The following is a 13,790-nucleotide window of genomic DNA, read 5'->3' on the forward strand; positions in this document are numbered from 1 at the left end:
GCCGAAGGGCGCCGTTGTCGTTTCCGTGATGCCTGCGCGGGCTTACAGCGGCCCGCGTTCCCACGGCCCGGTGATGGCGAAGGTGATACCCGGGGTCTGGATGTTGACGAACAGGGTGCGCGACATCGGATCCCAGCAGGCGCCGCAGAACTCGCTGTCGCGGTAGTCGCCCTCGGCAATCGTCTTGCCGGCGTCGGCAATCTCGGTCGAGGTCACCTGCGCGTTGTTCTTGCACAGGTAGAACGATTCGCCCGCGCGGGTGAGACCGATCAGGCGCGCACCGGGACCGTACTCGTCCGGGCTCTCGCCGCCGTCCTCGCACAGCACCACGCCACCGCGCGCGCTGACGGTGATGTTGTCGGGGTTGTGCGCGGCCAACTGGTGGCCGCTGACGAACAGCGCCTTCAGCTGCTGGGTGAACAGATCCAGCACCCACACCGCGCCGTTGCCGCGGCCCTTGCGGCCACGCTCGTCGACGCCGGTGCTGGTGTCGACGATGAACATCTTGCCGTAGCTGTACCAGATGCCCTCGCCACGGCTCATGCGCAACGCGCCATCGCTCCAGGCCTGCGCGAACGGGCCACTGAGGGTTTCACCTGCGGAAATGTCCGGGAAGCCGGCGGGTGCGGCGATGGTGTCCAGATCCGGTTCCGGAACGTCGACCCATTCCAGCTGGTAGCGGTCGCCGATGGTGGCCACGGTGAGATCGGCGTTGCGCTTGCCGCGCACCCGCGCCGCCTGCAGGCGGCCGCCGTTTTCCAGCGAGCCGTTGCGGCCGCGGCGATCATTGGGAATGAAGCGGTAGAGGCCGGCCTTGTTGCGGTCGTCCTCGGTCAGATAGACGATGCCGGTGCGCGGATCCACCGCGACCGCCTCGTGGCTGAAACGGCCCAGGCCGACCAGCGGACGGCCGCTGGTGCGCTCGTTGTCCGGATCCACTTCGAACACGTAGCCGTGCTTGCGGCCGGCGCTGGAGGTCGCGTCGGTCTTGATCTCCTCGCAGCTCAGCCAGGTGCCCCAGGGGGTCAGGCCGCCCGCGCAATTGACCAGGGTGCCGCCGAGGCTGGGCTCCAGCGCGTTCCAGCCATCGCCGACACGATAAGTCAGCGTGGTCGTGCCGCCGCCGGCCACCTGGCTACCGTCGACGGTACCGGTGTCGTACATGCCTGGCGCGCGGATGGGCGCGCCCGCGCCGCGTTCGTGATTGCGGATGAGCACGTATTCCAGGCCGCCGTGGCCATGGCCATGCCCGCGTCCATGCCCGTGGCCGCGACCACGGTGGGCCAATCGGGTGGCGACCACGGCCATGCCGTCATGCCGATCCGGGCAGGGCTGGCCGTCGTCCATGCGGTCGCCGCTCCAGCCGAACGAGCGATAGCTGAATCCGCGCGGCAACTGCAGCAGCGGCAGGCCGGTGGTGCGGTCGGCGACCGGCGCGATCGGGCCGTAGCGACTGGGAATGGGGGACAGGCGCACCGACTCGGTGGCGGCGAGGGCCTGGCGCGAATACAGCGCGCCCAGGCTGCCGACGGCGCCCATCGCCATGGCGGCGGCGCTGCCTTTCAGGACGTTTCGGCGGGCAGGATCGAACACGGTCATCATGCGACTCCAGCTGGCGGGGAGTCGGTGACGCTAGGCATCGCGTGTAACCGCTGGATGACAAAGGCATGACGCTTGCATGCGGCCCGACGAAAGCGTGGCGCCGGTATCATTGCCGCATGAAGAGCAGGTTGATCGCCACCGGTGAACGCGCCCCGGCCTGGGTCGCGCAGGGATTCGCCGAATACCAGAAACGCCTGTCGCACTGGCTGCCGTTCGAACTGGTGGAAATCGAGCCCGGCCTGCGCGGCAAGGGCCGGGATCCGCAGCGCGCCATCGAGGACGAGGGCAAGCGGGTGCTGGCGGCGGTGCCGAAGAACGCCCACATCGTCGCCCTGGAAGTCACCGGGAAACCGTATTCCTCCGAACAACTCGCGCAGCGCCTGGAGCATTGGCGCGGCCAGGGCAGGGACCTCGCCTTCCTGATCGGCGGCCCCGAGGGCCACGCGACGGACGTGCTGGCCGCCGCGCACGAGAAGTGGTCATTGAGCCCGCTGACCCTGCCGCACATGCTGGTGCGGCTGGTGGTGGCCGAACAGATCTACCGCGCCGCGGCGATGCTGGCGAACCATCCTTACCATCGCGCGTGAGTATCGAGAATATCGCGCACATCCGGGAAATGAAGGCAACCAGATAGGCTCGGGTACTTGTATCGCTCACATTTGCTGAAGATCGCCAACTTTCACGGTCGGTTTTCCACCGCCGCAGTTTCCGTAGCAATCGCCCCCGATTACAGCGAAGCCACTGCCACCGCTGGAGCCGCCGCCGCCGTTGGCACTGCTGCCTCCGTCGTTGGGAGGGCGCGATTGTTCTGTTTCTCGGTCCGCAGCCCTCTGTCCACATTCTTTTTCAAAGTAGACCGTATTGAGGCCACCGGCCGGCGTTGAATACGTTATTTGGCCCTTCCAGCCATTGTCCCGCCAAATATTCGCGCCTAGCAGTGTTTCAGCGCGTTTATCCAATGATTTCAAGAATGCTCGATATAGAGCGCGATTGACGTCGCCAGATTTGATTTCCTGGATGATCGAAAGAGCGCTGACCTTGATGACGCCCATCGGGGGAATCGCGTTGAACGAACACGCCAGGCCAATGGCAGTGACCAGTACCAGAGGGAGACAAGGGAATATCTTTGTTTTGATTTTCATTCCCCTTCAATCCTCGAGTTCAACCACGGGCCTGCGAACGGGGGGAGGGGGCGGCGAGCCGTGCTTGTCCTGGTACATTCGATCCAGCTGGTTGTTCATTCTTATGGCGTCGGCTTCCGCCTGCATCTTTTCAAGATCATCCAGTCTCCTTGGCATCCCGACGTCACGTGCCATCGCGAGGCGGGAGTCGCCGCGCATTTCCGCGACGCGTGAAAGGGAGTAGCCAACTTGAAGGTTGCCATCCTTGCTGCCCATCATGTAGGCGGCGAGGCTGTTGAGAGCAAAAATATTTCCTTCCGCACCGGCCGAGAACAGTCTTGTCTTTGCCTCCGGATCCTCGCGAAGACGGCGTGCGTCGAGCATCGTTCTGGCGACCTGGTCGCCGGAATTTGCGGCCTGCTCCAGTAGATAGTCGGAAGCAGTGGTGTAGGTTTCCCATTGCCTTGCATTGGGGAATCCGTGGGCGTCCAGCCATCTTTGCTCGGCTTCGCTTGTTGGCCCAAATGGATCACTTTCAAGGTCAAGGTTTTTTCGACTCTGGGGTACTTCCGGGAAAGGAGTTCTGGTGGAGAGCGCCGCTGGCGCTTGGGCAGTGCTTGAATCAGCGGTGGCTGGTGTTGCAGGCTTGATTGGAGTATGCGGAATGATCGTGGATTCGTTTGAAAAGGCCACGTTTTCGTGGTGCGCCGTGTCGTTGGTGCTGGAGCCGGAGCCATCGCGATTGCACGCGGCCGCAAGAGAGGCCAGTACGACAAGAGTGATTCCTTTGTAGGTTTTCTCTCTCACAGTTGCATTCCCTCTGGCCGCGAGACGGCATCAATTCCTGGTGTGTCGACGGGTTCTATTTCGATCGATGTCAATCGTCAACTAACATTGAATGCAAGTGCGCAAGGCATCTCTCGAGGCTGGATTTGAAACCGGAAATCCATGCTTGCCGGCGCGGCGAAATCGTTCTGCCTGTTTCATGAAAAAGGCCCGCCGAAGCGGGCCTTTGCGCATCTCGCTGCAATGGCAGTCAGCGCAGCACGAAATCGATGGGGACCAGGCCGTAGGCCTGCACGGCGATGCCGTCGCGCACGGCGGGCTTGAAGCGCCAATGCTTCAACACATGCTGGCGTGCTTCGCGATCCAGATTGCGATTTCCGCTGCTGGTTTCGATCATCACGTCCAATGGCTTGCCGTCCACGTCCACCAGTACGCGCAGCACGACGGTGCCTTCAACGCCGGCTCGGGCCTCACCGCGCGGATACGGCGGTGCCGGGGCTTTTACGTATTGCAACTGCGAACCGACCATCGGGGATGTGTCGGGAGGCGCGATGTTGCCGACAGGCGCGGTGTCCAGTGTGTCGCTGGTGGCTGGAAGCGTGCCCTGATCGACGGCAGGCGCGGTGTCCGGAGTCTGCGTCGGTACCACGGAAACGGGCGGTGTCACCGGTTTGGGCAGCAACTTGTCCTTGATGGGTTCGACGGGTTGCGGCGGCAACGGCGGTGGCTTGATGGGATCGGCCTGCAGGGGCGGCACCGGAACCCGTTGCTCGACGATCGGCGCAAGCTGCGGCGCCGCCATCGGCATCAGCAGCAGCAGGAGGGCGAACACATGCAGGGCGATGGCCGCGGCGATGGCCAGGATGCGGCCGAGGTCCAGACGGGTCGGGGTGCGGAAAGGTAGTGCGCGAACCATGGTCCACCTCCTGAAGGGCTGTGACAGGTACAACGCTCGGCCGCGGGGAGTGGGGTTGCAACGTCCCCCGCGCCGCACCTCCAGACTGTACTCCGCCGTGTGGTGGCCGCAAGAGGGGGGCGACCAAGGTCGAATGGCCAGCCGGGGGCCGGAAACGGCAACGGCGCCCGCAGGCGCCGTTGCGTATGTCGGGACGGGGGGCTCAGCGGCCCAGTTCGAACACCACGTCCAGGTTCACCGACAGGGTGGTTTCGCCCGGGGAGACCGGGGTGGATTCCATCCGACCGGCCTTGGCGTCCATCGCCATCGCCATCATCGGGGCCGGGCGGAAGCCGCCGCCGCCCTCGGAGATGCTGACGATGCGGCGGACGCGCAGGCCCAGCGCCTTGGCGTAGGTCTCGGCGCGGGCCTGGGCCTTCTTCAGCGCCGCCAGGCGGGCCTCGTCATAGACCGGCTCGGGCTGGTCGATCTCGAAGCTGGGGCCGTTGATCTGGTTGGCGCCGACCGCCGCCAGGGCGTCCAGCACCTTGCCGAGCTTGGCGATGTCGCGGACCTTCAGGCTGACGGTGTTGCTGGCCTGGTAGCCGGTGATCTTCGGTGGCTCGTTCTCGGCGTAGCGGTACTGCGGATTGAGGCTGATGCCGCTGGTCTGCACGTCCTTCTCCGGGATGCCGGCGGCCTTGATCGCCGCGACCACCTTGGCCATCTGCTCGGCGTTCTGGCGCATGGCGGCGTTGCCGTCGGCGGCCTGGGTGACCACGCCGGCGGACAGGGTCGCCACATCGGGCACGCGCGAGGCTTCGGCCTGGGCCGAGACATTCAGCAGGGTGCCGTCGGCGGGCACGGCGTAGGCGGGGGCGGTCTGGGCTTGGGCGGTCATCGTGACGGTTCCTAGGGCCAGGGACAGGGCGAGCAGCAGTGGGCGGAGCGGGTGGTGGCGCATGGGATCTCCTTGTATGCGTCGGTGGCCAGGGGCCAGTGGGAGTGAAGCGTGTTCAGTACACGATGAACGCGTTGTGAGCCGAATCGGGTTTCGCCGTCCACGGGAACGCTCAACCGGCGTTCAGTCAGTCGCCTCAGGTTATCCTTTCCCGATGCTGCATCTGGCCTCCCAATCTCCCCGCCGCGCCGAATTGCTCACCCGTCTGGGCCTGGACTTCGGCCGCATCGATCTCGACATTCCGGAGCATCGCCAGCCCGGCGAGTCCGCGGAAGATTACGTCCGCCGGGTCGCCCGCGAAAAGGCCGGGGCCGGGTTGCTGAAGGTGATGACCGTGCCGGGCGCGGTGGTGCTGGGCGCGGATACCGAAGTGATCCTGGACGACGAGGTGTTCGGCAAGCCGGCCGACGCCGCCGATGCCGCCGCCATGCTGCGGCGCCTGTCGGGGCGGACCCATCGGGTCATCTCGGCCGTTTCGGTGGTCAGCGCCGCCCGCGAGGAGCAGGCGGTGTCCACTTCCGAGGTGAGCTTCGCCGAACTGTCGGAAGCGGACATCGCCGCCTACGTCGCCAGCGGCGAGGCGATGGGCAAGGCGGGCGCCTATGGCATCCAGGGCCGTGCCGAACAATACGTGACCCGTCTTTCGGGCAGCTTCTCGGGTGTCATGGGGTTGCCCCTGCACGAGACCGCCCGCCTGCTGCGCGCGTTCGGGGTGCTGGCATGACGGCAGGTGCGGCGCAGGCCGCCCGCCGCCGCGACTCCCTGTTTTTTCCTTCCAACGGACGGTGACATGAGCGAAGAAATCCTGGTCAATGTCACCCCCCGCGAAACCCGCGTCGCCGTCATCGAGAACGGCATGCTGCAGGAACTGCACATCGAGCGCGGCTGGCGGCGCGGCGTGGTCGGCAACCTGTACAAGGGCAAGGTCCAGCGGGTGATGCCCGGCATGCAGGCGGCGTTCGTCGAGGTCGGCCTGGATCGCGCGGCGTTCCTGCATGCCAACGACATCGTCCGGCCGGCGCCGGTCGCCAACGGCGAGGCGGTCGAGGCCCCGCTGCCGCAGCCGCCCTCGGTACCGATCATGGACCTGCTGCGCGACGGCCAGGACGTGGTGGTGCAGGTGGTCAAGGACCCCATCGGCAGCAAGGGCGCGCGCCTGACCACCCAGATCAGCATTCCCTCGCGCTATCTGGTGCTGCTGCCGCAGTCCAAGGTGGTGGGCGTTTCGGCGCGCATCGAGGACGAGGCCGAACGCCAGCGCCTGAAGTCGCTGGTGACGGATCTGGCGGCCGCGCACGGCGGCCACGGCTACATCATCCGCACCAATGCCGAGGGCCAGCCGGCCGAGGCGCTGGCCGAGGATATTTCCTACCTGGCGCGGGTCTGGGCGCTGGTGGAGCAGCGCAGCCGCGACGCCGCGGTGGGCGCCTGCATCTACGAGGACCTGACCCTGCCGTTGCGCGCGGTGCGTGACCTGATGCGGCGCGACGTGGAAAAGGTGCGGGTCGATTCGCGCGAGACCAGCGAACGGCTGCAGGCCTTCGCCGCCAAGTACATGCCGGTGCTGGCCGAGCGCATCGAGCACTACAGCGGCGAACGCCCCATTTTCGATCTGTATGGCGTGGAGGACGAAATCGGCCGCGCGCTGGACAAGGAAGTGCCGCTGAAGTCCGGCGGCTACCTGGTCATCGACCAGACCGAGGCGATGACCACCATCGACGTGAACACCGGTTCGTTCCTCGGCCAGCGCAATCTGGAAGAGACCGTCTACCGCACCAACCTGGAGGCGGCGCAGGCGGTGGCGCGGCAGCTTCGCCTGCGCAACCTGGGCGGCATCATCATCATCGATTTCATCGACATGGATGATCCTGAGCATCGCCGCCAGGTGCTGCGCACGCTGGAGAAAGCGCTCTCGCGCGATCACGCCAAGACCACGGTGTACGAGTTCTCGCCGCTGGGCCTGGTGGAGATGACCCGCAAGCGCACGGTGGAGAGCCTGGAACGGCAGTTATCCGAACCGTGCCCGGAGTGCGGCGGACGCGGCAGCATCAAGACCGCCGAAACGGTCACCTACGAAATCTTCCGCGAGATCACCCGCGCGGTGCGCCAGTTCGAGGCCGCCCGCCTGCTGGTGATCGCCTCGCCCAAGGTGGTGGCGCGCATCACCGACGAGGAATCCCAGTCGGTGGCCGAACTGGAGGAATTCCTCGGCAAGTCGATCCGCTTCCAGGCGGACGAGCAGTACCTGCAGGAGCAGTTCGATGTCGTGCTGCTTTGACGGGAGTCGGGAATGGGGAATGGGGAATCGTAAGAGCGCTTCGCGCTTGAACGGCAACTGTTTCCACGTGCTGGAGAAAAATCCTGCGCGGCATTCGCTTTTCCGATTCCCCATTCCCCATTCCCCATTCCCGGCGAAAGCCTGATGCCGACCCCGTTGCGCCGTCGCCTGCGTCTGGCCCGCCGTGGTGCCGTTTACGGCATCGCGATCGTGCTGGTGTGCATGGCCGTGGTGCTGGGCGTGGCCAGCCAGGTGCTGCCACTGGCCGAGCGCCATCCGGAGCGTGTCGCCGCATGGCTGAGCGAGCGTGCGGGACGGCCGGTGGCGTTCGATCGGGTGCAGACGCAATGGACCCGGCGCGGCCCGCTGCTGCAACTGGACGGGCTGCGGATCGGCGAAGGCGAGGGGGGCGTGCGCATCGGCCAGGCCGAAGTGCTGGTCTCGATGTATGGCGGATTGTTGCCGGGACATTCGTTCACCGAACTGCGCCTGCGTGGCCTGTCGCTCACCCTGCAGCGCGCCGACGACGGCGCGTGGTCGGTGCGTGGCCTGCCGGGACAGCAGCAACCGGGCGGGGATCCGCTTTCCAGCCTGGAAGGCCTGGGCGAGCTGCAGATCATCGATGGTCGCCTGACCGTCGATGCCCCTTCGATCGGCTGGCAGTTGCAGGTACCGGACATCGATCTGCGCCTGCGGGTGAACGGCGATCGCGTACGGGTCGGCGCGCGCGCGCGCATCCGCGCCGACAGCGCGCCGCTCCACGTCGCGGTCGACTTCGATCGCCGCAAGGGCGATGGCCGCGCCTACGCAGAGGTCACCGCCCCGGACATCGGCGCCTGGTCGCCGCTGCTGCGGTACGCCGGCGTGGTGGCCGATCGCGGCAGTGGCCAGTTGCAGGGCTGGGTGTCCCTGCATCGCCACCGCGTGGTGATGGTCACCGCCGAGGCCCACGTACAGGAACTGGGCCTGCGTGGCGCGCCGCTGGTGGGCGGCGGCGCGCTGCCGCGGGTGGCTTTCGACCAACTGGACGCCCGTGCGCGCTGGCGCCTGGCCAGCGGCGGCTGGCGCCTGGATGCGCCGCTGCTCCGGGTGGGCGGCGACGGGCGTACCCAGACCCTGGATGGCCTGCTGCTGGCCGGTGGCCGTGATCTGGCGCTGGTCGCGCGACAGGTCGATGCGGCGCCGCTGTTCGCGGTGCTGGGCTTGAGTGACCGGGTTGATGACGGCATGCGCCGCTGGCTCGGCCAGGCCCGGCCCACCGCGCGGCTGGCGCGGCTGGAGATCGCCGGCAATCGCCAGGACGGCCTGCGCGGACATGGCGAGGTGGTGGAGGTCGGATTCGCCCCGGTCGGCCGTTCGCCCGGCCTGAGCGGACTCGCCGGTGACTTCGAGGGCGATGCCGACGGCATGCGCCTGCGCCTGAAACCGGCGTCGCGGCTCAAGTTCGACTGGCCCAGCGGTTTCGGCGTGGTCCACGACGTCACCCTGGATGGCGAAATCGTCGGCTGGCGCGAAGGCGCGGGCTGGCGCGTGGGGACTCCCGCGCTGCGGGTGCGCGGCAAGGACTACGGCGCGCACGTCCGCGGCGGCCTGTGGTTCCAGAACGATGGCACCCGGCCGTGGATCGATCTGGCGGCCGATCTCGATCAGGCGCAGGTGCCGGCCGCCAAGGGATTCTGGATTCACCACCAGATGCCGAAGGCGGCGGTGGACTGGCTCAACGCCGCGCTGGTCGGCGGCCAGGTGAACCATGGCCGCGCGATCGTGTCCGGCGATCTCGACGATTGGCCGTTCACCCGCCACAACGGCCGCTTCGAGGCGGTCGCGCACATCAATGGCGGACAGTTCAAGTTCCAGCCGGACTGGCCGGCGCTGGAACAGGTGGATGCGGACATCGCCTTCATCGGCAATGGTTTCTCGCTGGATGGACGCGGCAGCCTGGGCGGCGTGGCGGTCGAGAAGTTCAGTGCAGGCATCGCCGATTTCCACGCGTCCAACCTGCAGGTCGACGCGGTGACCCGTACCGATGCCGGCCGGCTGTTGGCGATGCTGCGCCAGAGCGCGCTGCAGAAAACCTACGGCGAGACGCTGTCCGATCTGGAAGCCTCCGGCAGCACCCATGCGACCTTCCACCTGCTGCAACCCTTGAAGAAGGATTCGCCCACCCGCGCGCGGCTGGAGGGCGAGGTGGAACTGACCGCGGCCAGGCTGACCGGGAAGCGCTGGAACCTGGCGTTCACCGATGTCACCGGCAAGGCCCGCTACGACAATGGCGGTTTCGCGTCCGAACCGATGAAGGTGATGCTGCAGGGCCAGCCCGGGATGCTGTCGCTGCGCGCGGGCAGTGGCGTGCGGGATCCGCTGCAGGCATTCGAAGCCGAACTGGCCGCGCGCCTGGATGCGAAGGAATTGCTGGACCGCGCGCCGGAAATGGCGTGGCTGAAGCCCTACGTCGATGGGCGCTCGGACTGGAACGTCGGCGTCACCATTCCGCGTGGCGCGGCCAGCGACGCTCCCAGCCAGTTGCAGTTGCGTTCGCAACTGGTGGGCACCACCTTGGGCCTGCCCGCGCCGCTGGAAAAGCCGGCGTTCGCCGCCTTGCCGACCGTGGTGCGCACCTCGATGCCGCTCGGCAGCGGACAGATCGAGGTCGCGTTCGGCCAGCGCCTGGCCCTGCGCGCGCGCAACAACGGCCAGCAGACCGGCGTGCGCGTCGTCCTGGGCAGCGATACCGTCGCGGAAGCGCCGCCCGCATCCGGCCTGATCGTCAGCGGACGTACCCGACAGCTCGACGCGCTGGACTGGATCGCGCTGTTCAAGGGCGGCGAGGGGGATGACGGCGGATTGCCGCTGCGCCATGTCGACATCACCGCCGCGCGCTTGCTGCTGATTGGCTCGGTGTTCCCCGATACCCGCCTGCAGCTGGCGCCGGCGCCGAACGCGCTGGCGGTGACCCTGGAAGGGCCGGCGTTGTCCGGTGGCCTGCTGGTACCGGAGTCGCGCGGCGGCGCCATCGTCGGGCGGCTGGCGCGCCTGCACTGGCGGAACGCCTCGCCGCCGGCGCCTGGCGTGACGGCGGCCATCGCGACGCAGGGCCGCGCGTCCACCGGCGACGGCACCACGGCGCGCGCGGGCATGCCCGTCGCGGCTGTCGACGATGGCGTCGATCCGGCCGGAATTCCGCCGCTGTCGCTGGACGTGGACGAACTGCGCGTCGGCGATGCGAAGTTGGGCAGCGCGCGCCTGCGCACCCGGCAACTGCCCGCGGGCATGCACATCGAGCAATTGCAGCTGCGTTCGCCGCAGCACGACATCGAGGTGGCCGGTACCTGGCTGGGGCGGGGCGCGCACGCGCGGACCCAGTTGCAGGCGAAGGTGGACAGCCGCGACTTCGGCGCGCTACTGGCCGATGCCGGCTACGGTGGCCGCATCCGCGGTGGTCATGGAAACCTGCAGGCCACCGCGGGTTGGCGTGGCAGTCCCGGTGCGTTCAAGCTCAGTGAGCTGGATGGCAACGTCAGCGTGGATGCGCGCGACGGGCACCTGCTGGAACTCGAACCCGGCGCCGGGCGCGTGCTGGGCCTGCTCAGCGTGGCTGAACTGCGCCGCCGCTTGACCCTGGACTTCAGCGACTTCTTCTCCAAGGGTTTCGCCTTCAACCGGATGGAAGGCAAGGTCGCGCTGGGCAATGGCCAGGCGCGCACCGACGCGCTGGTGATTGACGGTCCCGCGGCGGAGATCCGCATCAGCGGCACCACCGATCTTCGCGCGGAACAGTTCGACCAGGTGGTCGATGTGCTGCCCAAATCGGCCAACGTGCTGACCGCGGTCGGCGCCGTCGCCGCCGGCCCGCTGGGCGCGGCGGTCGGCGCGGTCGCCAACGCGGTGCTCAAGCGTCCACTGGGCGAGATGGGCGCCAAGACCTATCGCGTGACCGGACCGTGGAAACAGCCCAAGGTGGAGGCCGTCTCGCGCGAACAATCGCGCGAACAGGCACCGCCATCCCCCGTGCATGCCGGCCTGCCCTGAATCCGGCGGCTGCGCCCGGCTTGCACCTTCCGTCTTCACCCCCATCTTCCTGCCATGACCGCATCGCTCACGCTCGCTGAAACCCGTCTTCTCCTGCCTGCCGGCCTCGACCAGCACGGGCTGGACCGTGCGTTCGGCGCCTTGCTGGGCCCCGGCGTCGATTTCGGCGATCTCTATTTCCAGCACGCCCGGCGCGAGAGCTGGACGGTGGAGGACGGCATCGTCAAGGACGGCGCCCATTCGATCGAACAGGGCGTCGGCGTGCGCGCGATCTCGGGCGAGAAGACCGGATTCGCCTATTCCGACGACATCAACGCGGTCACCCTGCTGGACGCCGCGCGCTCGGCGCGCGCGATTGCCCGCGATGGCGCCGCGCAGGCGCCACGCGCGCTGGTGCGTGGCGGTGGCCGCGCCCTGTATGGCGCAGACGATCCGATTGACGCGATGGACAACGCCGCCAAGGTCGAAGCGCTGCGCGCGGTCGACCGGTTCCTGCGCGCCGCCGATCCGCGAGTGCAGCAGGTGACGGTGAGCCTGTCCGGCGGCCTGGACACGGTGCTGGTGGCGCGCAGCGACGGCGTGCTCGCCGCCGACGTGCGCCCGCTGGTGCGCCTGAACGTGCAGGTGCTGGTGGAGCAGAACGGCCGCCGCGAATCGGGTTATGCCGGCATGGGCGGTCGTTATTCCTACGCCGAGTTGCTCGGCGGCGGCCAGCCGGAGGAACTGGCGCGCGAGGCGCTGCGGCAGGCCTTGGTCAACCTGGATGCCATCGATGCGCCGGCCGGCGTGATGCCGGTGGTGCTGGGCGCCGGCTGGCCGGGCGTGCTGCTGCACGAGGCGGTGGGCCACGGCCTGGAAGGCGACTTCAATCGCAAGGGCACCAGCGTCTACGCCGGTCGCATGGGCCAGCGGGTCGCCTCGCCCGGCGTGACCATCGTCGACGACGGCACACTGCCGGGGCGGCGCGGTTCGCTCAACATCGACGACGAAGGCACGCCCACGAACTGCACCACGCTGATTGAGGACGGCGTGCTGGTCGGCTACATGCAGGACACCCTCAATGCGCGCCTGATGGGCATGGCGCCGACCGGCAACGGCCGCCGCGAATCGTTCGCGCACTTGCCGATGCCGCGCATGACCAACACCTACATGCTCGCCGGGCAGCACGATCCGGAAGAAATGATCCGTTCGGTCAAGAAAGGCCTGTACGCGGTGAATTTCGGCGGGGGCCAGGTCGACATCACCAGTGGCAAGTACGTGTTTTCGGCAACCGAGGCCTACCTGATCGAGGACGGCAAGGTCACCGCGCCGGTCAAGGGCGCCACCCTGATCGGCAACGGGCCTGAAACCATGCAGAAGGTGAGCATGATCGGCCACGACCTCGCATTGGACGCCGGAGTAGGCGTGTGCGGCAAGGACGGACAGAGCGTGCCGGTGGGCGTCGGCCAGCCATCGCTGCTGATCGAAGGCCTGACGGTGGGCGGCACCCGCGCGTGAACCGCGGACGGGTGGACGGCGCCACGCGGGCGCCGGCACGCGGATCAGTCTTCGGCGTCGCCGCCCTGCGAGTCGTCCCCGTCGGCGTCGGCAAGCAGTTCGCGGATCTCGCGGAACAGTTCACGGAACGCGTGCGGCGGCTTGTTCTTCGCACGCTCCTCGCCGGCATTGCGGATCAGCTGGCGCAGGCGTTGGCGATCGGCCTGCGGAAACTCCTCCAGCAGTTCGCCCAGCGCGCTGTCGCCATCGGCGAGCAGGCGTTCGCGCCAGTGTTCGGCGCGGTGCAGTTGCGCCGCTTCGCGCCGGGCCGCGTCGCCGCCTTCGTCCATCGCGTCGCGGATCGCGGCCAGGACGTCATCGTCTTCGCGGCGCATCTGCTTGGCCAGGTACTGCAACTGCCGCTTGTGCGCGATGTGCGAGGTGATGCGCTGGGTTTCCAGGATGTGCGGCATCAGCTCTTCTGGAATCGGCAGCTTGGCCAGGCGGGCCGGCGTCAGCGCCACCAGTTGTTCGGCCAGGCTGCGCACCTCCAGCGCTTCCTCGCGCTGCTGGCTGCGGCTGGGGCTATAGAATTCGCCGGTTTCGGGGTCGCGTCCGCGCATGGTCGATCTCGGTTGCCGG

Annotated in this window: 11 protein-coding genes; 5 read left to right on the top strand and 6 right to left on the bottom strand. The window is 67.7% G+C overall.

What is annotated here, in order from left to right; all coding sequences use genetic code 11:
- Positions 1–42 precede the first annotated feature (42 nt).
- Positions 43–1,599, bottom strand: coding sequence for an alkaline phosphatase PhoX (locus AC3DE2_RS04135; protein ID WP_488425156.1), 1,557 nt, complete (start codon positions 1,597–1,599; stop codon positions 43–45).
- A 119-nt stretch (positions 1,600–1,718) separates the two neighbouring features.
- Between AC3DE2_RS04135 and rlmH the strand changes: the two genes are divergently transcribed.
- Positions 1,719–2,189 (top strand): 23S rRNA (pseudouridine(1915)-N(3))-methyltransferase RlmH, encoded by a 471-nt coding sequence (rlmH, locus tag AC3DE2_RS04140; RefSeq protein WP_488425157.1) that lies wholly within the window; start codon positions 1,719–1,721, stop codon positions 2,187–2,189.
- Positions 2,190–2,255: 66 nt separating this feature from the next.
- Here the strand turns inward: rlmH and AC3DE2_RS04145 are convergent, their stop codons facing one another.
- The 4 genes from AC3DE2_RS04145 to AC3DE2_RS04160 all read right to left on the bottom strand — a co-directional run bounded on the left by AC3DE2_RS04145 (position 2,256) and on the right by AC3DE2_RS04160 (position 5,368).
- Positions 2,256–2,744 carry a hypothetical protein gene (locus AC3DE2_RS04145; protein WP_488425158.1) on the bottom strand — a complete coding sequence of 163 codons (489 nt, stop codon included), beginning with the start codon at positions 2,742–2,744 and terminating at the stop codon, positions 2,256–2,258.
- 6 nt (positions 2,745–2,750) lie between these two features.
- Positions 2,751–3,530, bottom strand: coding sequence for a hypothetical protein (locus tag AC3DE2_RS04150; protein WP_488425159.1), 780 nt, complete (start codon positions 3,528–3,530; stop codon positions 2,751–2,753).
- A gap of 229 nt (positions 3,531–3,759) precedes the next feature.
- Entirely contained in the window at positions 3,760–4,425 is a 666-nt protein-coding gene (locus AC3DE2_RS04155; RefSeq protein WP_488425160.1) for an energy transducer TonB, read from the bottom strand.
- A 202-nt stretch (positions 4,426–4,627) separates the two neighbouring features.
- Positions 4,628–5,368 (bottom strand): SIMPL domain-containing protein, encoded by a 741-nt coding sequence (locus tag AC3DE2_RS04160; protein ID WP_295379357.1) that lies wholly within the window; start codon positions 5,366–5,368, stop codon positions 4,628–4,630.
- Positions 5,369–5,519: 151 nt separating this feature from the next.
- On the opposite strand from AC3DE2_RS04160, the gene AC3DE2_RS04165 reads away from it, so the two are divergent.
- The 4 genes from AC3DE2_RS04165 (at position 5,520) to tldD (ending at position 13,169) form a co-directional block, all read left to right on the top strand.
- Positions 5,520–6,089, top strand: coding sequence for a Maf family protein (locus AC3DE2_RS04165; protein WP_488425162.1), 570 nt, complete (start codon positions 5,520–5,522; stop codon positions 6,087–6,089).
- A gap of 66 nt (positions 6,090–6,155) precedes the next feature.
- Entirely contained in the window at positions 6,156–7,643 is a 1,488-nt protein-coding gene (rng, locus tag AC3DE2_RS04170; RefSeq protein WP_488425163.1) for a ribonuclease G, read from the top strand.
- A 144-nt stretch (positions 7,644–7,787) separates the two neighbouring features.
- The gene (locus AC3DE2_RS04175) at positions 7,788–11,672 is read left to right on the top strand and encodes a YhdP family protein (protein ID WP_488425164.1); all 3,885 of its coding nucleotides are present in this window, start codon (positions 7,788–7,790) and stop codon (positions 11,670–11,672) included.
- Between the two features lie 54 nt (positions 11,673–11,726).
- The gene (tldD, locus tag AC3DE2_RS04180; RefSeq protein WP_488425165.1) at positions 11,727–13,169 is read left to right on the top strand and encodes a metalloprotease TldD; all 1,443 of its coding nucleotides are present in this window, start codon (positions 11,727–11,729) and stop codon (positions 13,167–13,169) included.
- 44 nt (positions 13,170–13,213) lie between these two features.
- On the opposite strand, the gene yjgA is transcribed toward tldD, so the two are convergent.
- Positions 13,214–13,771, bottom strand: coding sequence for a ribosome biogenesis factor YjgA (yjgA, locus tag AC3DE2_RS04185; RefSeq protein WP_295379344.1), 558 nt, complete (start codon positions 13,769–13,771; stop codon positions 13,214–13,216).
- Between the last annotated feature and the right edge of the window lie 19 nt (positions 13,772–13,790).

Source organism: Pseudoxanthomonas sp. 68-E7, from assembly GCF_057773145.1.